Below are 26,824 nucleotides of genomic sequence, written 5' to 3' on the forward strand. Positions count from 1 at the left end.
GTTTTTTGTGTTTAGTATGTAAAAAAATCACGCAATTGCTACTTTTACTGCATTCTCCTAAGATTTAAAATGCAAGAAACGCTTAACGCAAGTAGCACAGCTGGTAAAATAAGCGAAATAAAGTTCATGTTAGTATTAATGAATGATAAAATCACGCCTAATACAGTAAATGCCATATAAAAATAATAAACTATTGGCGAAATAATATTCCCTTTTCTAAGTTTGGCATAGGAAAGAAATAACATAATCGTAAATGCTATACAAATTACCGCCATAATAGTTGTAGTCATAATAGTGTTTTGAATAAGGGCAGTTACACTCGCATTAGCAAGTACCTCTTTTCTTTGCTGAAGTGAAAAAAGACTCACAATCGAAATAGTACTTAATACAGCTTGGATAGTTGATATTATCGCAATTCCTAAAGTTATATTTTTAGTATTATTCAACATTCTAGCATGTGTTGGTTTTACTTCCGCAGTCATTCCTACAACTCCTCTTTATTAATCTATACACCAGACTTTACCATATTTAAAGAGAAATTGTAAGTAGAAATTATCATTTGACTTCAATACTTGCAGCTTGTTTTAAAAAATCCCCAAGTTCCGTTTTACGGTTCTCATGTAACATTTGCACTACTTTGCTACCGATAATAACCCCATCACAAACAGCAGCAAATTTTTCCACATGCTCTACTGTGGAAACCCCAAATCCAGCTAGAACCGGAACAGGACTAATACGCTTTAAATAAGTTAAATGCGCATCAATCTCAGCATCAAAATCATTTCTCACGCCAGTAGTGCCATTGACTGTTACAGCATAAATAAAGCCCTCCGCTTGATTGGCAATTTCTGTAAGACGTTCTTTAGGGCTAGTGAGTGATACAAGCGGAATTAATGCGATGTCTGTTCCTTTGATTTCTGGAGTAATAAGCTGTTGATGTTCATAGGGTAGATCAGGAATAATTATCCCTTTAACAGGCGTTTTCTTAAGTAATTCGACAAATTTAGGAATTCCTAAATGAAAAATTGGATTAATATAGCTCATTATAATTAGCGGTATTTGGACTTTGCTAGAGGCTAATTGTGTTAAAATAGCTTCCAGACTAATTTTTTCTTTTAAAGCACGTAATCCAGCCAGTTGAATAACCGGCCCATCTGCTACAGGATCAGAAAAAGGAATACCAATTTCAATCGCACTTACACCGGATTTTTCAAGAAATAATAATTGCTCTTCCAAGTGATTAAGTCCACCGTCCCCTCCCATAATATAAGTAACAATTGCTGGATGTCCGGACTTATTTATAAGTTTTTCTGTTAAAGTTTTAGTCATTTGTTTCTCCCTCCAAACGTGCTTTTAATTGATTAACATCTTTATCGCCTCGGCCAGATAAACAAACAATCATACTTTCTTCTGGTCGCATTTTTGCAGCAAGTTTTACTGCATAACAAATCGCATGAGAACTTTCTAGTGCTGGAATAATCCCTTCTGTACGGCAAAGTAGTTGAAATGCTTCAACCGCCTCATCATCTGTTACTGAATGGTACTCTGCCCGGCCCATATCCCGAAAAAAACTATGCTCTGGGCCAATTCCTGGATAGTCAAGCCCTGCTGAAATAGAAAACGCCTCGATAATTTGTCCGTTTTCGTCTTGTAAAACATCCATCATCGCCCCGTGCAAAATACCAATTTCCCCTTTAGAAATAGTCGCCGCATGAAATTCTGTTTCAAGTCCATGCCCAGCTGCTTCCACCCCGTACATTTGAACATTTTCATCTTCTACAAAAGGATAAAACAAGCCCATCGCATTGCTTCCACCACCAACACAAGCAACAATCGCTTCAGGCAGCTTTCCTTCTGCTTCTAAATGTTGTTTTCTTGCTTCTGTTCCGATAACACTTTGGTAATCACGAACGATTTCTGGGAATGGATGTGGCCCAAGAACCGATCCCATAATGTAGTGTGTATCTTCCACATTCGCCACCCAAAAGCGCAATGCTTCATTGACAGCATCTTTAAGTGTACGACTTCCCGCTTTTACGCTAACAACTTTCGCACCAAGTAATTCCATTCTAAAAACGTTGAGCGATTGGCGCTTTACGTCTTCTTCTCCCATAAAAATAGTACATTCCATATTAAATAGTGCTGCTACAGTTGCGGTTGCTACACCATGTTGCCCAGCGCCTGTTTCTGCTACTACTTTTTGTTTTCCCATTTGTCTTGCTAGAAGAGCTTGCCCAATTGTATTATTGATTTTATGTGCGCCTGTATGATTTAAATCTTCTCGTTTTAAATAAATTTTTGCTCCGCCAGCATACGCAGTTAATTGTTCAGCAAAATAAAGTGGTGTTTCTCGCCCAACGTATTCTTTTAAATAATAATTTACTTCTTTTTGAAAAGCGGGATCTGTTTTAGAAGCTTGATACGCCTCTTCTAGTTCTTTAACTGCTTTCATCAATGTTTCTGGTACAAATCTCCCACCAAATCTTCCGTAAAAACCATTTTTATCAGGGGCGTTATAGTTCATCATTGCTCGTCTCCTTTTACTATTTTAATAAATTTTTTTATTTTTGTCGGATCTTTTTCGCCTGCCGTTTCAACACCAGAAGAAATATCTACTGCAAATGGAGAAAAACGAGTAATTGCTTCTGTTACATTATCCGCATTTAATCCACCAGCTATAATTAATTTTTCTGTTGTTAATAAGTTACAGTTAATTTTTTCCCAATCAAAGGTTTTCCCACTACCACCCTCATATTCTTCCGCAGGCGCATCAAGTAAAATATACGCATTTGGATAATCCTTTATATTATTCGGAACTATGCCATTTTTCACTTGGAAAGCTTTAATTACTTCTACATCTGTTCGATTAGCTTGTTCTGTAGATTCTTGACCATGAAGTTGAACAATATCTAGCGGAACTTTTTGAATTGCCTCTGTTAGTTCTTCTTCTGTTGGATTAACAAAAACACCTACTTTTTTAATAGCAGCTGGAATATTTTTAGCTAATTGGTGGGCTTCCTCCACTGAAACATTTCGTTTGCTTTTAGCGAATACAAAACCAATCATATCTGCGCCATTTTCGACTGCCGCCTGCACATCTACCGCTTTTTTTAAACCACAAATTTTTACTAGCATCGTTTCACCTTCAACTTTCTTGCTGCTATTTCAGGAGTTTTCTCTCTCATAAGCGCTTCTCCAACGAGTACAGCATGATAAGATTCTTTTACTCTTTCTACATCTGCTGCAACTTTAAATCCTGATTCGCTAATAAAACAAGCATCCGAAGCAAAATCAGAAACAAGTGCTTCACTCACGGCAATATCTACTTCAAAGGTGTGCAAATTACGATTGTTTACCCCAATTAATTTAGCGCCAATTTTCTGGGCAACCGCTAATTCCTCCGCATTATGAACTTCTACTAAAACTTCCAAATCAAGTGATAATGCCTGATGAAAAAGTTGTTTAAGTTTCTTTTCTCCTAGTGCTGAAATAATGAGCAAAACTACTGTTGCACCAGCGTTTCTAGCACGAATCAATTGTTTTTCACTTATAATAAAGTCTTTACATAACACTGGTATTGTCACGTTACTTGCAACTTCTCGTAAATCAGTAATAGAACCTTTGAAAAAAATCGGATCTGTTAAAACAGAAATCATGGAAGCTCCTGATGCTTCATAGGCTTTAGCTTGCGTAACTGGATTGACATTCATATTTATTTCTCCTTTGGACGGGGAGGCTCGCTTTACTTCCGCAATCAATTGCATTTCAGTCGTATGAGCTTTTAAAAAATCATAAAAAGAATACGTTTCTCGCTTTTCTAGCAAATCTTCTTTTGGCATTTTAGCAACTTCAACTGCTTTTTGAGCTAAAATTTCTTCTAAAAATGTCATTTTACGAGCACCTCTTTTTGATAGTTTATTAAATCGGTCAATTTTTGTTTAGCAGCGCCACTTTCCACTAATTCACGAGCTAATTCAACGCCCGCTTTTACTGAATTTACTTTTCCATTTGCAAATAATCCGAAACCTGCATTAAATAGAACAGTATCCAAATAAGCTCCCGGCTCCCCGTCTAGCACGCTTCGAAGTATTTTAGCGTTTTCCTGTGGAGTTCCGCCGTTAATGGCTTCTTGTGGATAACTGGCTAGCCCCACATCAGCCGGCGTAATGGTATGCAAGCTCACTTCACCATCTTCATATAATGCAAAATGATTTTCTCCTGCCAAGGAAGCCTCATCCATAAAGCCAGCTCCATTTAATACTAATGCCCGTTTACGACCGAGTTCTCCTAATACTCGTGCTGTCTGCTCTAATAAATCACGGCGATAAATCCCCATTAATTGTGTCTCCAAATGTATTGGATTAGATAACGGTCCGATTAGATTAAAGATTGTCGGTGTTCCTAGTTCTTTCCTAACATCCATTACATATTTCATATTTGGGTGGACATGCGGGGCATATAAAAAAGCAATCCCTACATGTTCCAGTAAATGAGTGACATCTTCTGGTTGCATATTAATATCAATTCCTAGTTCTTGACATACATCAGCACTTCCAGAACGACTAGAAATACTTCCATTCCCAATTTTAGCGATTGGAATACCAGAAGCTGCGATAACAAAAGCAGAAGTTGTACTTATATTAAAACTATTCGATTTATCTCCACCAGTTCCACAATTATCCATGGCAGTTCCAGCAGGGAATTCAATTGGGGTAGCCACATGTTTCATAACCTCTGCTATACCCACCATCTCTTCCGCTGTTTCACCTTTTGCTTTTAGTGCCATCAAGAAAGCTGCAATTTTTATTTGGGAAAGTTTCCCTTCAAAGATGGCTGTTGCGATACGATTCATTTCTACTTTTGATAAATTTTGTTGGTCATATACTTTTTGTAATAATTGTTCCATTTGGATGCACTCCTTCTACTATAGTAATGAAATTTTTCATCATTCGTTTTCCATCAACTGTTCCAATCGATTCCGGATGAAATTGAAATCCGTATACTGGATAATTTTTTAGCTTCATCGCCATCACTTCTGCATCATCAGTTGCAACAGCTAACACCTCTAAGTCCTCTGGCAAATTATTTTTATCTACTATTAAAGAGTGATAACGCATAACGGGCATTTCTTCTGGCAAATCTGCAAAAATTGCTCCTGCTGTTTGACGCATAATGGATACTTTGCCGTGTCTAATTTTCTTCGCTTGCTTTACTTCCCCGCCAAAAACTTCACCAATTGCCTGGTGCCCTAAACAAATGCCAAGGACTGGTTTTACTTTTGCAAATTTGGCTACAACTTCTTCTAAAAGTCCTGCTTCACTTGGTTTTCCTGGTCCAGGAGAAAGAACTATACCGGATGCTTGATCTGCTACTTTTAACAAATCAGCCGCATCATTTCGCTTCACTACCACGTGCGCATATTCAGCTAAATACTGTTCCAAATTAAAAGTAAAAGAATCATAATTATCTACTAGTAAAATCATTCTCCCACCTCCAAAAGCGCTTTTGCTTTTTGCAATGTTTCTAAATATTCACTTTCCGGATCTGAATCATAAACAATCCCTGCACCAGCCTGAACATATGCTTTTCCATCGTGCAATACCATGGTTCTAATTGAAAGTGCAAAATCCGAATCGCCATTTTTTGTTAAATAACCAACAGCTCCAGCATATGGGCCACGCTTTACATTCTCCCATTCATATATTCGTTGCATCGCTCTAATTTTCGGTGCGCCACTAACAGTTCCAGCTGGCAATGTTGAACGAAGCGCATCCATCGCCGTAAGTCCTGGTTTTAAGGTCCCTTCCACTACTGAAACAAGATGCATTAAAAACCGGTACCTTTCAATCGTTAAGTAAACTGGTACTTCTACAGAACCGATAACAGCAATTTTGCCAATATCGTTTCTTCCTAAATCAACCAACATTCGGTGCTCTGCCAATTCTTTTTCATCTGCTAATAATTCGTTTGCAAGTTTTTCATCTTCTTGCTTTGTTGCACCACGCCTTCTCGTTCCAGCAATTGGATTTGTAATCACTTGCCTGCCCTTAGTTTTAATTAAGCTTTCTGGCGATGAACCGATTAAAACAGTGTCGATAAAATCAATAAAATACAGATAAGGTGATGGATTTAATAAACGTAATTTTCGATAATAATCAAATGGAGAAATAGTAAAATCAGCTTCTAGTCGTTGCGATAATACTACTTGAAAGAAATCCCCCTCTTGAATATAGCTTTTTGCCTGTTCGACTAAGCTCATATATTCTGCTTTTGTATAATTGCTTTTAAAGGTCATTTTAGGAACATTAACTGCTGCATGTTCTTCTTTATTAGGTGTCAATAACTGCCGCTCCATTTGGGCAAGTGCCTCATCCAGTTCCTTCTCAGTTCTTCCGGAGTAACAATTATCTTGCACTAATATTAATTCCTCTGCTTGATGATCCATAATAACAAAAGCTTCATATACATAGAATCGAATGTCTGGCATATCTCGTTTCTCGGTTGGAATTTGTCCTAAGTTTTCATATAAAGCAATAACGTCATAACCAACATATCCAATTGCTCCTGAATCAAGTGGCAATTCGCTTTCATTTTCTTTGGCTTTTTCAATGAATTTTTCAATTTCTTTTAAAGGATCCATCACTTTTTTATGTTTTCCATCTAGATAGTAATTGTTTTGATAAACCTTGATTTCATGGACAGGATTTAAAGCTATAATGGAATACCTGCCAGCATCTGCATCTTTTGCCGCACCTTCAAGTAAACTTTTTCCTTGTCCCTCTAATCTTAGAAATGCTAATATCGCTGTTAATGTATCTGCATCCATTTTTTTAGATTTTCTCATTTAATTCATCCTCTCTTAATGAAAATAAAAAAAGCCCTCAGAAAAAGCGCAAAATAATGCTTTTTCTGAGGGCGAGTTATCGCGGTGCCACCTCAAATTAGGAGAAAACCTCCTATCTCAGTGCTGAATGATTCAGCTGCTCGATAACGGGAGCTACCGTTTACCCCTACTACTTGTTTCAAGGTATCACGCACAAGGCCCATTCCTATCTCACCAATTTATTAGCTCGCACCACACGCTAACTCTCTTTAAAATTGTCGAGAAAGTACTATTCTTGTTTAATGTTTTTACTAAAATAAATAAAAAAGGATCTCTCTCCAAGCCTAGCAAAAATACTAGACAAGGACGAGAGACCCGTGGTACCACCTTGATTAACTGCAAAAACAGTTCACTTAATCCATCCAAATTTCGAATGGTTGCCTTGTGTAACGATAAGGCCTAATCGCTGCAACCTACTAAGGAAAACCCATTCGGCCGAGAGCTCAGAAGTCCATTCACATCATGTCCGCTACTGACTCACACCAACCGCCAGCTCTCTAAAAGCATTCATCATGTTACTTACTCTTCATCATAGCTATCACTTTTTACTTGTATTCATCTTACATAAGAAAAATCTGAAAGTCAAGAAAATAAAATTGTTTTTTATAAAAAATATGTAAATTGTTATAAATAAACAAATAAGCAAAAAGAACTATTAGGTGTTCCCTATAACCCACATTGCAAAACCATGACAATGTTTCTATTAAATCAAATCTTCGTTATGATAATAACCATTGCATTACCAATTAGTTAAAGATGTTATTTCTCTAAAAAAAGCATGATAAAAATTCTCATTCTACCTATATCTAAATAACTAAAACAGCCATTTCCAAAAGGACTATTCACTCATTTTAATCAATTTGTGAATATTTTCACGTGAAATACTGGACAAACTTTTTCTGATGGCTTATACTAACGGTGTAATCAAATAAAACAAAAGAACATAGCACAGCAACAAGCTAAATTTTTTTGGATTATCAGGGACAGAAAAAGTCTGCTATGGACGTTTTAAGTCCCGAACAAATATTAGGAGGTTCTGGAAAATGGCAATTAAAGAAAATGCGGCCCAAGAAGTATTAGAAGTTCAAAAAGTGATTGACAAACTAGCAGACAATGGACAAAAAGCATTGAAGGCATTTGAAAATTACAACCAAGAACAAGTAGACAATATCGTACATGCAATGGCGCTTGCCGGACTTGACCAACATATGCCCCTTGCAAAATTAGCAGTAGAAGAAACTGGACGTGGATTATACGAAGATAAATGTATTAAAAATATCTTCGCAACAGAATATATTTGGAATAGCATCAAAAACAATAAAACAGTAGGTATCATTAATGAGGATGAACAAACTGGTGTGATTGAAATTGCTGAACCAGTTGGTGTGGTTGCCGGCGTTACACCTGTAACAAACCCTACTTCCACTACTCTTTTCAAAGCAATTATCGCTATTAAAACACGTAACCCAATCATTTTCGCCTTCCATCCAAGCGCTCAAGGTTGTTCATCTGCCGCTGCAAAAGTTGTCTATGATGCAGCAATCGCAGCTGGAGCACCTGAACATTGTATCCAATGGGTAGAAAAACCTTCATTAGAAGCAACGAAACAATTAATGAATCATGATAAAGTTGCACTTGTACTTGCAACTGGTGGTGCTGGAATGGTTAAATCAGCATACTCAACTGGTAAACCTGCACTAGGCGTTGGACCAGGTAACGTGCCAGCTTATATTGACAAAACAGCTAAAATCAAACGTTCTGTTAATGATATTATTCTTTCTAAATCTTTTGACCAAGGTATGATTTGTGCTTCTGAACAAGCAGTCATCGTAGACAAAGAAGTAGCCAAAGAAGTAAAAGCTGAAATGGAAGCTAATAAATGCTATTTCGTTAAAGGCGCTGAATTCAAAAAATTAGAAAGCTATGTCATCAATCCTGAAAAAGGAACACTTAATCCAGATGTAGTTGGTAAATCCCCTGCATGGATTGCAAATCAAGCTGGTTTTAAAGTTCCAGAAGACACAAAAATTCTTGTTGCTGAAATTAAAGGTGTGGGCGACAAATACCCACTATCTCATGAAAAACTTAGTCCAGTTCTTGCATTTATCGAAGCAGCTAACCAAGCAGAAGCATTTGACCGTTGTGAAGAAATGTTAGTATACGGAGGACTTGGACATTCTGCAGTTATTCATTCTACAGATAAAGAAGTTCAAAAAGCCTTTGGTATCCGTATGAAAGCTTGTCGTATCATCGTTAACGCACCAAGCGCTCAAGGTGGTATTGGTGACATTTATAACGGCTTCATCCCTTCCCTAACACTTGGTTGTGGATCTTATGGTAAAAACTCTGTATCACAAAATGTAAGTGCGACTAACTTGCTGAACGTTAAACGTATCGCGGATCGGAGAAATAATATGCAATGGTTTAAACTTCCACCAAAAATCTTCTTTGAAAAATATTCCACTCAATACCTTCAAAAAATGGAAGGCGTTGAACGTGTATTTATCGTAACTGACCCAGGTATGGTGCAATTCAAATACGTTGATGTAGTCATTGAACATCTGAAAAAACGTGGCAACGATGTAGCTTATCAAGTTTTTGCTGATGTTGAACCAGATCCATCTGATGTAACAGTTTACAAAGGTGCAGAATTAATGAAAGACTTCAAACCAGATACTATTATCGCTCTTGGTGGTGGTTCTGCAATGGATGCTGCCAAAGGTATGTGGTTATTCTATGAACATCCAGAAGCTTCATTCTTCGGCTTAAAACAAAAATTCATTGATATTCGCAAACGTACTTTCAAATATCCTAAACTAGGTGGAAAAGCAAAATTTGTTGCGATTCCAACAACAAGTGGTACAGGATCTGAAGTGACACCATTTGCCGTTATTACTGATAAAGAAAACAACATTAAATACCCTCTTGCTGACTATGAACTAACACCAGATGTTGCAATTGTCGATGCACAATATGTAACAACTGTTCCAGCACATATTACTGCTGACACTGGTATGGACGTTCTAACTCACGCAATTGAATCTTATGTATCTGTTATGGCAAGTGATTATACACGTGGTCTATCCATCCGTGCAATCGAACTTGTTTTTGAAAACTTACGTGAATCCGTTCTTACTGGAGACCCTGATGCTCGTGAAAAAATGCATAATGCTTCTGCCTTAGCTGGTATGGCGTTTGCTAATGCTTTCCTAGGAATTAACCATAGTTTGGCACACAAAATCGGCCCTGAATTCCATATTCCTCATGGTCGTGCAAATGCTATCCTTATGCCACATGTTATTCGTTATAACGCACTTAAACCTAAAAAACACGCGTTATTCCCAAGATATGAAAGCTTCCGTGCAGATGAAGATTATGCTCGTATCTCTCGTATTATCGGCTTCCCTGCTGCAACTACAGAAGAAGGCGTTAAATCACTAGTAGATGCAATTATTAAACTTGGTAAAGATGTTGGTATCGACATGAGTCTGAAAGGACAAAATGTTGCTAAAAAAGACTTGGATGCGGTAGTTGATACACTTGCAGATCGCGCATTCATGGACCAATGTACTACTGCCAACCCTAAACAACCTTTAGTAAGCGAATTAAAAGAAATCTATCTAGAAGCTTACAAAGGTGTCTAAAACTAGCTAACTTGTCCACTATTAATATAAAAAAGTTAGAAGAAAGCGCAAGTCCATCCCAGGGCTTGCGCTTTCGCTTTAATATAGAAATGAGTATAATAGTTTTTGAATGGAGTTGATAACAATGACACAAACAGTCATCCCCTACCTTACTTTTAATGGAGAAGCGGGTGTTGCCCTTGAATTTTATAAAAAAGTTTTCCAAGCTGAAATTACCAATACACGTTATTTTCATGAAATGGAAGGATTTTCTGGTGACAAATTTTTAGGAGAGCGAATTCTTCATGCAAGACTAACCAAAGATACAAACGATTTATTCTATTTTTCCGACACATTAGATGATGAAACAGATGCAGGTAACCGGCTTTCTGTTGCAGTAATTTTTGACACAGAGGAAAGTTTTGTCCATGCTTTTGCGCTACTATCAAAAACTGGTACAATCGAAATCCCCATCCAAGAAATCTATGGGGGTAGTAAATATTGCCAACTAATTGATCATTATAGCATCCATTGGCATCTTAGCTTCGAAAAGCAGACTACAACTAAAGTCTGATACTTTTCCGTCCTTGAGTCGAATGTAATTAGTACTATAAATAAGTATACTTTATAGTAGATAAATTAAAGGAGTGAGTTCATGAGTGAAACTGTTTTACAATTAGAACATGTCACAAAGAAAGTTGGACAAAAAGCCCTTGTTAAAGATATCAGCTTTGATATTCAAAAGGGTGAAGTATTTGGTTTGTTAGGCCCTAATGGCGCTGGAAAAACCACTATTATTCGTTCGATTGTTGGTCTAATTCGTCGTACGGAAGGAACTGTTTTTATTAATGGAAAAAATGTTGATACCGATTTTAAAGCAGCAATTTCAGAAGTTGGTTCCATTATTGAAAACCCAGAGTTCTATATGTATATGTCTGGATGGAACAATTTAAAACAATTTGCACGGATGAGTCAAAAAACAATTACAGATGAGCATATTCGAGAAATCGTTGAACTTGTCAAATTAACTGGTGCAATTGATCAGAAAGTTAAAACCTATTCTCTTGGTATGCGTCAACGTTTAGGTGTTGCTCAAGCGCTTATTCATAGTCCTGCCCTACTTATCTTAGACGAACCTACCAATGGACTTGACCCTCAAGGAATGGCAGAATTTAGAAATTTAATTCGTGATTTAGCAACAAACGGAACAGCTGTTTTAATCTCTAGTCATCTACTTAGCGAAATTCAGCAGATTACAGATCGATTCGCAATCATCAATAAAGGCGTGCTAACTCACACAGAAAAAATGAGTGACTTACTAGAAAATAATATCGCTGTTTATAAACTTAAAGTCACCAATCCAGTAGCAGCAAAAGCAGTACTACATAATTTACCAGTCAAAATAATCGCCGAAAAAGATAATTTATTTAAAATTGAAGTCAAACAAGAAGATACTTATTTAATTGCTCGTGCTTTAATTCAAGCAGATATCGATTTATTAGAAATGATTCCAATGCAAGCCTCCCTTGAAGATCGATTCCTAGAGTTAACAAAAAACGGAGGTGAAAATGCATGATTGCTTTAGTGAAAAATGAATTTTATAAATTATTCTTACGTAAATCAAGTTGGATTATGCAAATTGTCTTATTTCTTATTGTACTAATGTTGGCTGTCCTAATGCTTTTCGTTAGCCGTATTGACAGCGAGAGCACTGAACCAAGTGGTGGCGCTGGCATTAATGTTTATTACGATACGAGTGGAGCCCCTGTTAGTGAAGATGATTACTGGAACTCTGCTGATAAAGATGGAAACCCCACCTATAAAACAGAAACCCTTTCTCTAACAGATTCCTTAGCCTACTTAAAACAGCAAGAAAAAGCGGCTAGTTCTAAAGCAGAAAAAGAAGCATTACAACAACAAATAGATTTTTATCAACCTTATGTAGATGCAGGTGAAAAACCAGTAAATAACCCCACTGGTATATCAAGCGCTAACTTCTTCGCTACTCTTGGAAATTCTGCTGCTGTAGCAACGATGCTTGTTGTTATTGTTGCAAGTATGATTGTAGCTACAGAATTTTCAGCTGGTACCATAAAATTATTACTGACTCGTCCATATTCAAGAAGTCAGATTTTATTTTCAAAATATCTAGTTTGTATTTTATATAGTATCATTAGTTCAATCACCTTATTTTTATCAGGCTTTATCTTCTCCTTCATTTTACCATCGCAATCTATTTTTATGCCACTTGCTCCTGAAACAGGTGCAATGACGGCTTGGACTTTTGCTTGGACAATGCTTGGAACAAACTTTTTATTAATGATAGTATATGCAACAATCGCCTTCTTCTTCTCCTCGGTGGTTCGCTCACAAGCGCTTGCTGTCGGTGTTGGTGTTGGAATATTATTCTCTGGTGGTATTATCCGCCAACTACTTCCGATTGCCATTGAGAAATACGAATGGATGAAATGGATTCTCTTCAACTTACTTAGTCTGAATGACACAGTTGGTGGTACAGAGATCGCTGGTAATTTGGCAGACTGGCAAGTTATCGCAGGACTCGGTGTTTATACTGCGATTATCCTATTCTTCACATTCTTCATCTTTAAAAAACGTGATGTAGCATTAAGTTAAAAAAATGGACCACCTAATGTATAGATAGGTGGTCCATTTTTGTTGATATTTTTAGTATCTAAAGGTGCTCATTAAAGCTTATATGTTACTTCCATCGTTCATTTTAATGTTTTACGATATAAATTTTATCTGCTTGATTGGTAGCTATTTTGACTGTTCCACCAATTGGAAAAGTAGCATTTGGTTGGGTGTGTCCAAAATCCGCCCCCGTGATAACCGGAATATTATGCAGTGCCGTTTTTGTCTGGATGATATAACTTAGTTGTTCTTCCGTGACAGCAGAGTTATTTTGGAAACGTCCAATGACTAAACCTTTTATTTCGTCTGCACCTGGCTGACTAAGAAGCGATTCTAAGTTGCGATCAAAAAGTTCCGGAGTTGTTTGTTCATCGTCTTCTAAAAATAAAATCGTATCTTTTAGATTAGGCATAAATTCGGTTCCCTGCAATAAATTAAGCGTGCATAAATTACCACCAAGCAGCGTGCCCTCAGCCTCACCGTGATGTACGACGGATAAGCCAGTATTTGGAATAAAATTTCTATTTTGTTGATCAAGATACCACAAATCATCACTCCAAAAATCACTTTCCTTAAAAAGATAGGCTTCTGTTTGTGTTAGGCATGCTTGAAATGATTCTATCGTATAGTCAAGTCCCCGCTCCATCGAAAAAGTAGAGAAATGAGCGCCAGAATAAGTAACTAGTTCTGTTTGCGTATAAATGGCTGTTGCCAGTGCGGTAATGTCCGAAAAACCACAAAGAATTTTTGGATTCTCGGATATTAATTCATAATCTAGATATGGCAATAATTGATTACTATTAAATCCACCAATCACAGTCAAAATCGCCTTTACATTGGTATCATTAAATGCTTCATGTATATCTGATACACGAGAATGAATACTAGAACTCATCATGCAGTCTGTTTCTAATACATGTTCCCCAAAACTCACTACGAAACCTAATTCATTTAACCTTTTCTCTGCTAATTTTATTTGATTATCCACTATAATACTCATCGAACGGCTTGGTGCAATAATACGAATTTCATCCCCTTGTTTTAATTTAGCTGGAATCATCGTCTCTCCTCCCGATGAAGCGTATGGAATGGACAGGTAATTAAATGATCATCTACCATACCAATCGCCTGAAGATAAGAATAAATAATAACAGGACCAACAAATTTAAAGCCGCGTTTTTTTAAATCTTTACTAATTTTTTCGGATAATTCATTACTAGCTGGTACAGAATTTACGCTGTCCCATTTATTGATGATTCGCTTGTTATTTGTAAAGCTCCAAATATAATCTGCAAATGTGCCAAATTCTGCTTGAACCTTTTGGGTAGCTATTGCATTTGTTCGAACAGCCTTGACTTTTAGCCGGTTTTTAACGATTGCAGCTTTTGCAATAATTTCTGCTAATTGTTCATCAGTTAAATTTGCACATTTAGCAATATCAAAACCAAAAAAAGCTTCTTGATAGGCTTTTCTTTTATGTAAAATTAATTTCCAAGAAAGACCAGCTTGTGCTCCTTCTAAATTGAGCATTTCAAATAAATAAGTGTCGTCTTTACTTGGGACACACCATTCTTTATCATGGTATTCTAGTTCATATGGGTCATTAATGGACCATGGACAACGCAGTTCCTCTGACAAATTGACTACCTCCTATATCGATAAAATGTAAAAAACACTAATTGAAACAGCTATAAATAGACCAATACAACTCCATATTAATCGTCTCTCTTTCCACTGACTAACTGCAACAGCTATGCTTAATGCTAAAAATAGAAAAAGTAACCAGTTAGGTACATCTGGCTTATAGTTGCTAGCAAAAATAAGATACCCGACAACTGCTGCAATAACTCCTGTACTTATAAAAATGATTTTCTGATACCTCAAATTCACACACTCCCTATTTACCAATCATAAAACATACGTTCTATTAATGCAAGTGTAATAAAAAAAGAGGCGAGTTACTTTTCGCCTCTTTAGCAATTATTCTAGTTTGCCACGTAAAACCATTGGTAAAATTCCACCATGGCGATAATAATCAATTTCTACCTCTGAATCAAATCTTGCTAGTGCGTTGAAAATTATTTCACTACCATCTTCACGAACAGCTGTTACTTGGATAATATCTCTTGGGGATACGTTTTCTGATATATCTACTGAAAGGCTTTCAGAACCAGTTAATCCAAGTGTTTCTGCATCATCACCTGGTTGGAATTGAAGTGGTAAAACACCCATCATCACTAGATTTGAACGATGAATTCGCTCATAACTTTTTGCGATAACCGTTTTTATTCCAAGTAAATTAGTTCCTTTGGCTGCCCAGTCACGAGAAGATCCCATTCCATAATCATCACCAGCAAGCACCACTAAACCAGTGTTATTTTCAATATACTTACGAGATGCATCATAAATTGACATCACTTCACCAGTTGGCCAGTAAGTTGTATAACCGCCTTCTGTTCCAGGAGCGATTTGATTTTTAATACGAATATTTGCGAAAGTTCCGCGCATCATTACATCATGATGTCCACGACGAGAGCCATAAGAGTTAAAGTCACGAATAGCAACACCTTGATCTTGAAGGAATTTTCCAGCTGGTGTATCTTTTCCGATTGCTCCGGCTGGTGAAATATGATCGGTTGTAACAGAATCCCCAAATTTGCCGATAATCCGAAGACCCGATAAAGCTTCTACTTCTCCTGCTTCTTTTGCTAAATTATCAAAGAAAGGCGGATTGGCGATATAGGTGGAATCCTCATCCCATTTGTAAAGTGCATCTTCTGTTGTTTCGATAGCATTCCAAGCTGCATTTTCATCAAACACATGGGCATATTGCTCACGGAAAAGTTCTGGAGTTACTGTTTCCTGAACAAGTGCTTTTACTTCCTCTGAACTTGGCCAAATATCATCCAAAAAGATATCTTCTCCATTATTTCCACGTCCGATTGGTTCTGTTAACATATCTACATTTGTTGTCCCAGCAAGCGCATAAGCAACAACAAGTGGTGGTGATGCTAAGAAGTTTGCTTTTACAAGCGCGTGAATTCTACCTTCAAAATTACGATTTCCACTTAATACAGCAGATACAAGCAGATCATTATCTTGAATAGCTTCTTCTATTTCATCTTTTAATGGGCCTGAGTTACCAATACAAGTTGTACAACCATAACCAACTAAATCAAAGCCAAGTTTTTCAAGATAAGGTAGTAATCCTGCTTTTTCTAGATAACCAGTGACAACTTTAGAACCCGGAGCTAAAGAAGTTTTCACAAATTTGGGTACTTCTAACCCTTTTTCAACAGCTTTTTTAGCAACTAAACCAGCGCTTAACATAACATACGGATTGGAAGTATTGGTGCAACTTGTAATCGCAGCTATAGCGACAGAACCAGTTTTCATAGTTGATTGATCGCCATTTCCAAAAGTAACTGTCACTTCTTTATCTAAATTTGATTTATCTAATCCGAAACCTTGGTTGCCTGCTTTAGCAGTAAGCGATTTTCGGAAAGTATCTTTCATTTTTGAAAGTGGAATCAAGTCTTGCGGGCGTTTTGGACCTGCTAAATTTGGTTCGATAGTTGATAAATCTATTTCTACTGTTTGCGTATAATTCGGTTCGACTTTTTCAGGGGTGAAGAATAAATCATTCGCTTCTAAATAAGCTTCCACTAACTCGATTTGTTCGACATCACGACCAGTTAATTTTAAATAATTTAAGGCTTCTTTATCCACTGGGAAAAAGCCACATGTTGCACCATATTCTGGCGCCATGTTCGCTACAGTAGCCCTATCAGCAAGCGGCAATGTTGCAACGCCTGGACCATAGAATTCTACAAACTTACCAACTACTTTTTGTTCCCGTAATACTTGTGTTACTTTTAAGGCAAAATCTGTTGCAGTTGCTCCATGTGGCAGTGCACCAATTAATTTGACACCAATAACTTCAGGCACTGGGAAATAAGAGGGTTGTCCGAGCATTCCTGCTTCAGCTTCGATACCACCGACACCCCAGCCTAGAACGCCGATACCATTTATCATTGTAGTGTGACTGTCTGTACCAACAAGAGAATCAGGGAAGGCTACAAATTCACCCTCTGCTACTTCATTGGCAATTACGACATTGGCTAAATATTCTAAGTTTACTTGATGAACAATACCAGTTGCTGGTGGCACTGCACGATAGTTATCAAACGCTTTTTGTGCCCAGTTTAAGAACTGATAGCGTTCCATGTTACGTTTGAACTCAAGATCCATATTGATTTTCAAAGCTTCTGGATTGGCATAACTATCCACTTGTACCGAGTGATCAACTACTAAATCAACTGGAATTTCTGGATTGATTTTTTCAGGATCGCCGCCTAGATCTGCCATTGCTTTTCGTAATGAGGCTAAATCAACAACTGCTGGTACTCCTGTAAAATCTTGCAAAATAACACGCGCGGGTTTAAATGGGACTTCCCCACTATTTCCATCATTAGACCAATGTGCTAAATCTTCAATGTGAGAATCTTTAATGACTCTTCCATCCGCTTGTCGCAATACTGATTCTAACAAAACACGAATCGAGTAAGGTAATTTTTCGATTTTTGTAATATTGTCCTCTTCTAAGGTTTTAAGTTTGTAATAATGATACGTTTTGTTATTTAACTTGAATGATGCTTTTGCTTTATTTTTCCAATTGGTCATCCACGTTTCCTCCTTCAGTTCTTGAAACGATTGATCCTACTTATCTATTGTACTTAAAAACGAGTGATAAGTAAACAAAGAGAAACTGATATATTTTTATAACTTTTTCTTATAACAAAAAAATGAACGGCATATTAATGCCGTTCACCTCGATTACTATATTCCTAAATTTCTTAATGCCTGTTCCAAAGAGCCAAATGAAGGTAATTTAGAAATACTGGATCCTACTTGAATGGTTCGCTGCGCAAAACTTGGCTGCATACCAGAAATAATTGGTGATAAGCCAATTAGTTTAAAGGATTGAATCATATCTTCCATGTGTTTTGTTGCTAAATCATCTTTTAAAATCGCGCTGGAAAAGTCAATAACAATTGTTTCTATATCTAACTTATCCGCAGATTCAATTGCTTTTTCTTTCATAAAGTAACCACGATCATCATCTAAACTGCCGACAATTGGTAATACACTGATTGTTTCGGTAATCGGAATAATTTGCGTTGATAATTGAATGATTTCTTTTTGTTGTTCAGCAACTTTATTTAAGCTTTCTTGCATAAAACCTTCTAAAATACGTTGTTGAATTGAAGCTAAAATATCCTTGTTTTTCATCATAAATTGGACAATATCGGCATCCGAGTATAAACTTCCACCTTGTTCTTTCCACTCAATCAACTTAGTTAAAATGACCTTGTCTATTTCGTTCATATGCTGATGGATTTTTTTAATATCGGTTTTATCATTAAAGCGTCTTTTACCAATAGAATTAAAATTAGGTTTCTGTTCTTTAGTAATAGCATCGATAATCATTCCACAAGAGTTTCTACTTAGCGAACCAATAGATTCCTCTCCTTCTCCTGCATCAAGCCTAAGTTTATATTCATCAGTATTAGTGTAATATTCTTCATAAAAAGAATCTATCAATTCTGTGCGACGGCTAATTAATATCTGACTTATTGGCATAATAACTCCTTCTCATCTAGCAAAAATCAAAATATTATCATCATGTAGATTTTCAATCATTTTATTGATTTGTTCATCTGTTAGATCAAAATCTTCTAATAATCTTTTGATTGATTTATCATCTGTTTTAGAGAACCATTTTGCGAATGGACCAGCTGCATATAAAGCGCCATACTTTGGATTGTAAGCTTGCGGAATAACAATAGCTCCACTAAGCGATTGAAGTATGCCAGAAATAATACCAAATGCTTCTTCATTTACTGGACGTTCAATTTCGATGTTTTCTTTTTCAGCTAATGTTTCTAAGTTTTTATTATGTTTGGATTTAGCTAAAACTGAAATATCTTCTTTTTCATAGCCTTCACTTACCAACTTTTCGATAATTTCTTCTGCTGCTCCTACATTTTGAACTGCGAATACTTCCCATTTTTTCATTATTTTTCATCCCTTCCATTATCCAATTGTAAAATTTGTTTAATTTCTTCTGTGCTAAGTTTTCCTAGCATTTGTTCGCCTGGTTGGATAAGTTCATCCACTAATGCTTGTTTTTTCTTCTGTAAATCAAAAATTCGTTCTTCAATAGTACCTTTTGTAATCATCCGAAAAACTTGGACGACACGTTTTTGGCCAATTCGGTGCGCTCGACCAGTCGCTTGTTCTTCCACAGCAGGATTCCACCATAAATCATATAAAATCACTGTATCCGCACCAACAAGATTTAGCCCTGTTCCACCAGCTTTTAAAGAAATTAAGAAAATGTCATTCTCCCCTTCATTAAAGGAATTTACCATATCTAATCTTGATTTCGCTGGCGTTTTCCCGTCCATATAAAAGAATGTTTGACCATCTTCTTCTAGTTTACGACGAATAATCGCAAGCATTCCTGTAAACTGGGAAAAAATCAAGATTCGCTTACCATTTTCTCTTGCTGTCTGTATTGTATCAAATAACTGTAGTAATTTACCAGATTCACCTTGATAATTTTCTACAAAAAGACTCGGATCACAACAAATTTGACGTAATCGGGTTAAACCGGCCAGTAATTTAATGCGTTCTTCTCCTGCATTACCATTACTTTCTTCTAAGTCAGCTTGAATTTTTTCTAAATAAGCTAAATAGATGGTTTTTTGTTCATCGGTCAGTTCGGAATATAGATTTGTTTCGATTTTATCAGGTAATTCTTTTACTACATCTTGTTTAAGGCGGCGCAGTAAAAACGGACGAATCATTTTTGCAATATTTTCATATGGAATTTCTTTAAACTTTCGTAATGATGGGAAAAAACCGGGCATTAAAGTTTGATAAATTGCCCAAAGTTCATCAATACTGTTTTCAAGCGGCGTTCCACTTAAAGCAAAAACATGATTACGCTTTAATGCTCGAACAGCTTGTGAGGCTTTTGTATGATAGTTTTTAATTGCCTGTGATTCATCAATTATAACACTAGAAAAAGCGACATTTGCTAGGTTTAAAATATCTTGGCGCAACGATGGATACGAAATCAAATAAACATGACCAGACTTCATCTCTTTCATTTCTGCCAAGCGCGATTCTTTTGTTCCATGTAAAACAGTGACAGGAATAGTTGGTGCAAATTTTTCGAGCTCACTTTGCCAATTGTATAGTAGCGATGCTGGTGTAACGATTAATACTGGCTTTAAGTTTGGATTTTCTTCTAGTTCTGATGCCAAAAAGCTAATGGTTTGAACCGTTTTTCCAAGTCCCATATCATCAGCCAAAATCCCACCCAGATTGTATTTAGCCAGTGATTTCATCCATTCAAAACCGGTTAATTGATAATCGCGCAACTCCGCTTTCAACCCTTTTGGCAAAGGAAAACTATCCTCTGATTGTGTCGTTATATCTGTTAATAATTCACGAAACGAGCGACTAAATTTATGATGTTCATCTTGTGTCCCTGCTCCTAAAATATCATAGATTTGCATACCGCGATAAAGTGGAACTTGCATATTGCTTTGGACATCCTTTTTACGAACCTCTAACATTTGCAAAACGTCTTCCATTTGTTTATAATTTTCCGATTCAAGTGATAAGAAACGCCCATTTTTCAATCGATGATAGCTTCGTTTTTCACGTAAAGATTCTAGGACATTTTGGACTTCCGCTTCTGGTATACCTTTAAAATCAAAGGTCACAGAAAGATAATCGTTATCGCCAGAAACATCCAGTGTTGTTACTGGGCGAACATTATCCTCTACCATTTCCTCTAGTCCGTCTTCCATATAAATTTCTGCGAATGCAGCTAGCTTTGGAATCGTCCGGTAATAAAATTGATATAGATCTTTTTCTTGCTTATTAACAATCATTTTTGTTCCAGAAAAATGAACAGGAGCGCTTTCTAAAATATTCATCACACGTGCTTCTTTCTCAACATCGCGAATCATAATTTTCTCATTTTCTTCTTCTGTTGTAACAAAAGGGTCAAATTGTTGATTACCATAATGATACTCTAATCGTAAAGTATGCTCGCCGTATTCTAAAGCGATAAATAGTTTGCAATCAAGTGGTTGTTGCGTAATACGTCCTTCAATCGAATCATCTAATTTTAATTTCCCACTTTTCTGTAAAGCAGGTAACACGTAGGAAACTACTTCACTTAATTGCGACTCAGAAAACTGTACGACTTCATTTTTTGTTACTTTATGAAACTCCACTAATGGTTTTAAAGACTCCCAAACTTCCGGTGTTGGAATAAAAAAGGTACCATCAAAAAAGAGTAATTGGTATGCTTCAAAAAAGATCGCTTGTTGTAAATCTTCCAGTTCCAGCTGATATTTATCATCGGCATTTTTTTTAAGCTCAAAAATAAAATCCAATTTATCATGTCGAACGGTTAGACCGCGGTATTTAATATCTTCTACACGCTCTTTCATAATAATACATATCGTATCCCGACCAGACAAAAGTTCTAATAAACTACTTGCCATACTGGGCGGAATGGTCAAGTTTTTTTCTTCCGCGTAAGATTTATTCCAATAAAACGTATCCGTATCATACATTTTCGCAATTTCACTAATTTGTAGTAGTTTTCCTAGGATTTTTTTGTCCTCTTCCGCAAAAAAATGTTCGTTTGGATCATAAGCAAAATTTTTCGTAAACACGAGCCATTGCCGGTCACGTACTGCTGCAAGAAAGGTATTCATATTTTTTACAACATAGGTCCGTTCAGTCCCAACTTTCACTTCAATGGTCATTATATAGCTTGATTCATCTGGCTTTAGACGAACAATATATTGCGTTAAAAGTGGTGTTTTATTCGTATTATCTTCTTCTACATCGAGCTGTTGCGCCATATTTTGCTGAAAAAGGGATAGAAGTGTATTGGATTCTTGTGTTAAAATTCGATTTTTAAAATCTTGCTTTGCTTTTTTTTGCTTTTCTTTTTCCATTTTTAAGTGTGTCGCATAAATATGCTTACAAATTGCGTTTAGCTGAAACTCTGCACAACTGCAAGCATAATTTTCATTTCCAGCATCTTCTACCACATTTTGATCAATAAAATATGTTAGCAAATGATCTGATGCATCCTTTTCAGCAAACTGAATAATTTCTCCGTCTTCCATCAGTTTTTTTCCGGCTTGCTTGACACTATATGGAATCATTTTATTTTGAATTGCGGTAAAGTGCTCCATTAACTTTATTCCTCCCAAAAACCGTCCATTACTCTAAACTACTATTATATAGGAAAAGACGAGTGTCGGCAATGCAGGCAGACTTTTAGTTATTAGCTGTAATAAATTTAGTCGTACTACCATGATTGGTCGCTGTTACTTCCAATCTTGCAGAAATTCGCTCTTTTAGTTCAGGAACATGTGAGATAATTCCAACAAGGCGCCCATTTTCCTGTGTTTCTAGTAAACATTCAACTGCTACTTCCAGTGATTCTGGATCTAATGTTCCAAAACCTTCATCAATAAACATCGTCTCTAGTGAGATTCCCCCAGCCATTTCCTGCACCACTTCTGCTAGAGACAAAGCAAGTGCCAGAGAAGTTTTAAAGCTTTCTCCGCCTGAAAGTGTCTTCACATGACGGGTTAGTCCTGTATATTCATCAAAAACTTCTAATTCTAGACCGCTTTGGACATTTCCTTTAGCTTTTTCAACTTTACGACGTAGCTCAAAACGTCCACTTGTCATTTTCGATAAACGATGATTCGCCCGGTGAATAATCGTATCTAAAAACATCGCTAGTATATAACGTTCAAACGTGAGTCTACGTGGATTTTTACCACGTGCTACATCCGCTAACAAACCAATATCTGCATAATTGGCTTCTGCTTGTTCGACTGCTTGAATGCTTTTTTGGTAATTTTCCACGAGTTCTTTGCGTTTTGCTAATAATTCACGCTGCTTTATTGTGTCTTCTTCTAATTGCATTAATATTTGTTGTTTTTCTTTCATAAACAGTTCAAGTTGTTCGATATTTGGTTTTTGTTTATCTTTTAATTTTGCAGTTAAATCTGCTTGACGTGAAATGGCCAAATGACGTTTTTTCTGAAACTCAGAAATTTGTGTTTCTAAACTTGCAAGCTCTTCCTCTGCCATTAAGGCTTGTTTATAAGCTTCATAATTTGAAAAATGATTTTCTTTCATCGCCTCTTTAAAAATTTCCCGCTGTACTTGTAAAGCCATTTTCGCATCTGCGGTTGTTTTGATAGCAATAGTTAAAGTGGATTCTAACCTAGTTGTTTCTTTTTCTGCCTGCTTGTACATTGTTTCCACATGTTCTTTTTGTGTTTCGTAGTCTTGAATATTTGTTTGCAGCTTATTTTTTTGCTTATCAAAAACAGCTTTATCTCGCATATCAACTGGGATAGATTGCTCTAGATAACTTAATTTCCCATTCGCTAATTGCACTTGTTGATGTAAGCTTTCTACTTGCTCTCCGATACTGTTTTTTTCTAATTCAGTTTCTTTTTGTTTGTTTTTCAATGTGTTTATTTTAGTTTGGATATTTTCTTTTTGAGCTATTTTTAATTGCAATGCCTCGATTTGTTTTGTTAGTTCAATGGTTAATTGCTGTTGTTCCGCCAAGCTTTTACTTACTTCCTCTAAAGGGACATCTTGAATTTCCGCCCACTCATTTAATTGCCAATCCAATTGACTAATTGTTTTTTCTGTAGTGGAAAGGGTTAATTGTTTGGCTTGTAAATTCGCTTTTGCCTGTTCTAATTGTTCTAGGTTAGCAGCTTCCTCCCAAGTTGCAAGTTCTGGATGTGTTAGTGAACCGCAAACTGGACAAGCTTCTCCGTCGTGCAAATGTTCTGCAAGCGTAGCGGCTTGTTCTTTTGCAAATTTTGTTTCTTCTTGTTTTATCATCGTTTCTATAGTATTTTTTTCTAATACAAGACGTGTAAGTGTTTGTTCTTCTGTTTGTTTTTGTTTCTCCCAAGCAATCATTTTTGTTCGTTTATTTATTAATTCTTGATTTTTTTCGATTTGTGTTTCCATTGTTGTTCGCTTTTGGATAGTTTCTAAATTAGCTACTTCCGCTTCGTTTATTTCATTTAAGCTTGCTTCTGCTGCTTCCACTTCTGCTAATAATGCCTGCTGTTTATCCATTACTTTTTGTAAAAAATCTACTTGTTCTTTCCACTCTAATTCCGTACGACGTTTTTGTACGGTAACTGTTTCTAATTCAATTATTTTTGGTTCCATTTCTTCTAATTGGAAAAGTTGACGTTTGTTAGCCTCAAGTTCTGCTTCGTGTTTTGCAAGTGTTTCTTTTTGTTTTTTTGCGTTTGCAAACTGTTCGGTTACTTTTTCAACATCTAGTGTAACTTGTTTTTCTCTCACTTCTGCTGTTTGTAGTTGTTCTTTCAAACGTAAACAAAGAGCATCTTGTGAACGTAAATTATTTGCTCTTTTCGCTTTTTCTAGCTGTTTTTCCATCGCTTGATAATAATCCAACGCTTGTTCTAGTGTTGCAACTTCCTCCGTATACAAATCCAAATGATGCCAATCAAGTAGCTGCTCTTTTGCTAGTGTTACTTTTTCCACTGCTTGACTAGTTTCTTCCCGAATAACAACTAATTTGTTTTCTAAATCAACTAAATGAGTCTCTTCTTGAGCAATGGCGCTTGTTTGAAGCGTGCTAATTTCGGCAGTAGTTTTTCCAGCGACTTCTATACCAGGTACGCTAAGTTCCGCTAGTTCGGTTACTTTCTTTCTAGCGTCAGTGACGAAAATTTCGGCTTCTTTTTGTTTTTTCCATAAAATATTTTCTACTTTTTCATAATAAAGCGTATGCGCCAACCGTTGTAAAATCACTTCTTTCTCCTTACTATCTGAAACAAGTAATTCACGAAACTCTCCTTGTGGAATCATCAAAATTTGCCTAAATTGATCAACATTTAATTGGATTAATTCTTCCATTTTCGTATTAACATCTCGCACTGAGCTTGCTAGTAGCTTCATTTCATCCCCAATCAACTCATATAATTCTGCTTTTTGAGGAGAAATGGTTGTTCCGTTACCCCGCTGTTTGGCAATTTCCTGTTGTGGAATACGGCTAATTTGATAAATATGCTCCTTGAGTCTAAAAACTAGTGTCACTTCTGTAATCTCTTTATCTGTTGCAAAATGACTACGCATCGAGAAACCCTCTCTATCAAACGTATTCGCCTTACCAAAAATGGCAAAGCTAATCGCATCAAAAATTGTTGACTTCCCTGCACCGGTTTTTCCAGAAATTACAAAAATTTGCTCATTACCAAGTTTCTCAAAATCAATTACTTCCTTTTTAGCATACGCTCCGAAAGCTTGCATAGTTAGTTTAATTGGTCTCATTCTACCTCTTCCTTTCTTGCAAGCTCGAAAATATTAGTTAATTTTTCCTTTTGTTCCTTTGTTAATTCTGTCCCATTAGTGTATTCAAAAAATTGATCAAACAGTTCTAAATCATCTTTTTTCATCACTTCTTCAAAACTAGCTTGTGATTCTTTTAGTTGCTGTTTTTTTCGTTCTAAATGTAAAATATTCGGATAAAATTGGCGCAATTTCCCCATTGGATCAATTAGCGCACCTTCATCCATTAGATTTACTTGAAAGAAATCATCTGGAGTTTCAACCAAATTCTCTGTAAGTTCTGCCAAAGTTCCAGAAATTATCCGCATATCATGTTTTGGTGTAAGCAAACGTTCTTCCACACATACAAGCGAATTCCCTTCGATTTCAACAATCCGCACACTTTTCTTATCACTCACTTCCGAGAAAGAATACTTAAGCGGAGAACCACTATAAAAAATCGACGGGTGATTTATCGCATGCGGATGATGCAAATGCCCAAGTGCTGTATAGGTAAAACCATCAAAGCAATTAGTCGACACACGGTCCACGTTTCCAATTGCCAGTTGTCGCTCTGAGTCACTCGGTAATCCTCCAGAAACAAAAGCATGTCCTACTAAAATTTGCGCCTTCTCTGGATTCCATTTAGTACGAATTTGTTTCGTTATCGCTTGCATGGCATCTTCAAAGCTTCGGATGGATGTATCATTAAACGCCTCTCTAATAACGGCTGGTTCATGATAAGGCACCAACCAAACTTCTGCATCCATAAAAGGAATTGCTTCAAATTCAGCGCTACATTTCCCCTTCATATAAAGTTTACTGCTTTCATACCACTGTGTACCAAATGACAGTCGTTCTGCGCTGTCATGATTCCCACTAATCGCGAAAATCGGAATACCAAGCTCGACATTCCATTTTACTAATATATCGTTTAAAACGTTCACTGCATCCGCTGGTGGTATGGACCGGTCATATAAGTCCCCAGCCACAATTAAGGCATCAATCTTTTCCTCCTGAGCAATCTTCGTTATTTGTGCTAAAATATATTCCTGTTCCGCAAGCATTGATACTCCCGAAACAATTTTCCCTAAATGTAAATCAGCTGTATGTAAAAATTTCATCATTATCCTCTTTTCTTTTTCCCGTAGATTATTTATTTTTAATGCAAAAGTTGTTATTTTTAAGTATACTAGATATAGTCTAAAAAAATAAC

Annotated in this window: 21 protein-coding genes and 2 other annotated features; of the genes, 4 read left to right on the forward strand and 17 right to left on the reverse strand. The window is 36.5% G+C overall.

Annotation, left to right across the window (positions count from 1 at the left end; genetic code table 11):
- Positions 1 to 44 precede the first annotated feature (44 nt).
- The 8 genes from HCJ50_RS04080 to trpE all read right to left on the reverse strand — a co-directional run bounded on the left by HCJ50_RS04080 (position 45) and on the right by trpE (position 6,844).
- On the reverse strand, positions 45 to 482 hold the full coding sequence (locus tag HCJ50_RS04080) for a hypothetical protein (RefSeq protein WP_185347886.1): 438 nt from the start codon (positions 480 to 482) through the stop codon (positions 45 to 47).
- A gap of 73 nt (positions 483 to 555) precedes the next feature.
- Positions 556 to 1,329 (reverse strand): tryptophan synthase subunit alpha, encoded by a 774-nt coding sequence (gene trpA / locus HCJ50_RS04085; RefSeq protein WP_185395566.1) that lies wholly within the window; start codon positions 1,327 to 1,329, stop codon positions 556 to 558.
- On the reverse strand, positions 1,322 to 2,524 hold the full coding sequence (gene trpB / locus HCJ50_RS04090; protein WP_185395579.1) for a tryptophan synthase subunit beta: 1,203 nt from the start codon (positions 2,522 to 2,524) through the stop codon (positions 1,322 to 1,324). Before trpB ends, trpA begins: the two co-directional genes overlap by 8 nt.
- Positions 2,524 to 3,135 (reverse strand): phosphoribosylanthranilate isomerase, encoded by a 612-nt coding sequence (locus tag HCJ50_RS04095; RefSeq protein ID WP_185395565.1) that lies wholly within the window; start codon positions 3,133 to 3,135, stop codon positions 2,524 to 2,526. Before HCJ50_RS04095 ends, trpB begins: the two co-directional genes overlap by 1 nt.
- On the reverse strand, positions 3,129 to 3,890 hold the full coding sequence (gene trpC / locus HCJ50_RS04100) for an indole-3-glycerol phosphate synthase TrpC (protein ID WP_185395564.1): 762 nt from the start codon (positions 3,888 to 3,890) through the stop codon (positions 3,129 to 3,131). Before trpC ends, HCJ50_RS04095 begins: the two co-directional genes overlap by 7 nt.
- Positions 3,887 to 4,906 (reverse strand): anthranilate phosphoribosyltransferase, encoded by a 1,020-nt coding sequence (gene trpD / locus HCJ50_RS04105; RefSeq protein WP_185395563.1) that lies wholly within the window; start codon positions 4,904 to 4,906, stop codon positions 3,887 to 3,889. Before trpD ends, trpC begins: the two co-directional genes overlap by 4 nt.
- A complete protein-coding gene (locus HCJ50_RS04110; protein WP_185395562.1) occupies positions 4,878 to 5,483 on the reverse strand; it encodes an anthranilate synthase component II in 606 nt (201 codons plus the stop codon). Before HCJ50_RS04110 ends, trpD begins: the two co-directional genes overlap by 29 nt.
- Complete coding sequence (trpE, locus tag HCJ50_RS04115) at positions 5,480 to 6,844, reverse strand: anthranilate synthase component I (protein ID WP_185395561.1); 1,365 nt, start codon at positions 6,842 to 6,844, stop codon at positions 5,480 to 5,482. The genes HCJ50_RS04110 and trpE overlap by 4 nt, the downstream gene beginning before the upstream one ends.
- Before the next feature lie 64 nt (positions 6,845 to 6,908).
- Positions 6,909 to 7,135 (reverse strand) — a binding site (T-box leader).
- 47 nt (positions 7,136 to 7,182) lie between these two features.
- Positions 7,183 to 7,425 (reverse strand) — a binding site (T-box leader).
- Positions 7,426 to 7,926: 501 nt separating this feature from the next.
- Between trpE and lap the strand changes: the two genes are divergently transcribed.
- The 4 genes from lap (at position 7,927) to HCJ50_RS04135 (ending at position 13,140) form a co-directional block, all read left to right on the forward strand.
- Positions 7,927 to 10,527, forward strand: coding sequence for an adhesion-mediating acetaldehyde/alcohol dehydrogenase LAP (gene lap / locus HCJ50_RS04120; protein ID WP_185380613.1), 2,601 nt, complete (start codon positions 7,927 to 7,929; stop codon positions 10,525 to 10,527).
- A 124-nt stretch (positions 10,528 to 10,651) separates the two neighbouring features.
- Positions 10,652 to 11,080 carry a VOC family protein gene (locus tag HCJ50_RS04125; RefSeq protein ID WP_038407445.1) on the forward strand — a complete coding sequence of 143 codons (429 nt, stop codon included), beginning with the start codon at positions 10,652 to 10,654 and terminating at the stop codon, positions 11,078 to 11,080.
- An 81-nt stretch (positions 11,081 to 11,161) separates the two neighbouring features.
- Positions 11,162 to 12,082: an ABC transporter ATP-binding protein gene (locus HCJ50_RS04130; RefSeq protein WP_185395560.1), complete on the forward strand. Its 921-nt coding sequence runs from the start codon at positions 11,162 to 11,164 to the stop codon at positions 12,080 to 12,082.
- Positions 12,079 to 13,140, forward strand: coding sequence for an ABC transporter permease (locus HCJ50_RS04135; RefSeq protein WP_185347867.1), 1,062 nt, complete (start codon positions 12,079 to 12,081; stop codon positions 13,138 to 13,140). Before HCJ50_RS04130 ends, HCJ50_RS04135 begins: the two co-directional genes overlap by 4 nt.
- Positions 13,141 to 13,243: 103 nt before the next feature.
- On the opposite strand, the gene HCJ50_RS04140 is transcribed toward HCJ50_RS04135, so the two are convergent.
- From HCJ50_RS04140 to HCJ50_RS04180, 9 genes are all read right to left on the reverse strand, one after another.
- Complete coding sequence (locus HCJ50_RS04140) at positions 13,244 to 14,218, reverse strand: S66 family peptidase (RefSeq protein ID WP_185395559.1); 975 nt, start codon at positions 14,216 to 14,218, stop codon at positions 13,244 to 13,246.
- Positions 14,215 to 14,796, reverse strand: coding sequence for a DNA-3-methyladenine glycosylase I (locus HCJ50_RS04145; protein WP_185395558.1), 582 nt, complete (start codon positions 14,794 to 14,796; stop codon positions 14,215 to 14,217). Before HCJ50_RS04145 ends, HCJ50_RS04140 begins: the two co-directional genes overlap by 4 nt.
- A 12-nt stretch (positions 14,797 to 14,808) precedes the next feature.
- Entirely contained in the window at positions 14,809 to 15,042 is a 234-nt protein-coding gene (locus HCJ50_RS04150) for a hypothetical protein (RefSeq protein WP_185347861.1), read from the reverse strand.
- A 96-nt stretch (positions 15,043 to 15,138) separates the two neighbouring features.
- Positions 15,139 to 17,841, reverse strand: a complete 2,703-nt coding sequence (acnA, locus tag HCJ50_RS04155) for an aconitate hydratase AcnA (protein WP_185395557.1) — start codon at positions 17,839 to 17,841, stop codon at positions 15,139 to 15,141.
- A gap of 156 nt (positions 17,842 to 17,997) precedes the next feature.
- The gene (locus HCJ50_RS04160; RefSeq protein ID WP_185395556.1) at positions 17,998 to 18,801 is read right to left on the reverse strand and encodes an STAS domain-containing protein; all 804 of its coding nucleotides are present in this window, start codon (positions 18,799 to 18,801) and stop codon (positions 17,998 to 18,000) included.
- A 12-nt stretch (positions 18,802 to 18,813) separates the two neighbouring features.
- A complete protein-coding gene (locus tag HCJ50_RS04165; protein ID WP_185347855.1) occupies positions 18,814 to 19,236 on the reverse strand; it encodes a general stress protein in 423 nt (140 codons plus the stop codon).
- A complete protein-coding gene (locus tag HCJ50_RS04170; RefSeq protein WP_185395555.1) occupies positions 19,236 to 22,454 on the reverse strand; it encodes a DEAD/DEAH box helicase in 3,219 nt (1,072 codons plus the stop codon). Before HCJ50_RS04170 ends, HCJ50_RS04165 begins: the two co-directional genes overlap by 1 nt.
- A gap of 85 nt (positions 22,455 to 22,539) precedes the next feature.
- On the reverse strand, positions 22,540 to 25,611 hold the full coding sequence (locus HCJ50_RS04175) for an SbcC/MukB-like Walker B domain-containing protein (RefSeq protein WP_185395554.1): 3,072 nt from the start codon (positions 25,609 to 25,611) through the stop codon (positions 22,540 to 22,542).
- Positions 25,608 to 26,732: an exonuclease SbcCD subunit D gene (locus HCJ50_RS04180; RefSeq protein WP_185395553.1), complete on the reverse strand. Its 1,125-nt coding sequence runs from the start codon at positions 26,730 to 26,732 to the stop codon at positions 25,608 to 25,610. The genes HCJ50_RS04175 and HCJ50_RS04180 overlap by 4 nt, the downstream gene beginning before the upstream one ends.
- Positions 26,733 to 26,824 lie beyond the last annotated feature (92 nt).

The sequence above is a fragment of the Listeria immobilis genome (assembly GCF_014322765.1).
GTDB lineage: Bacteria > Bacillota > Bacilli > Lactobacillales > Listeriaceae > Listeria > Listeria immobilis.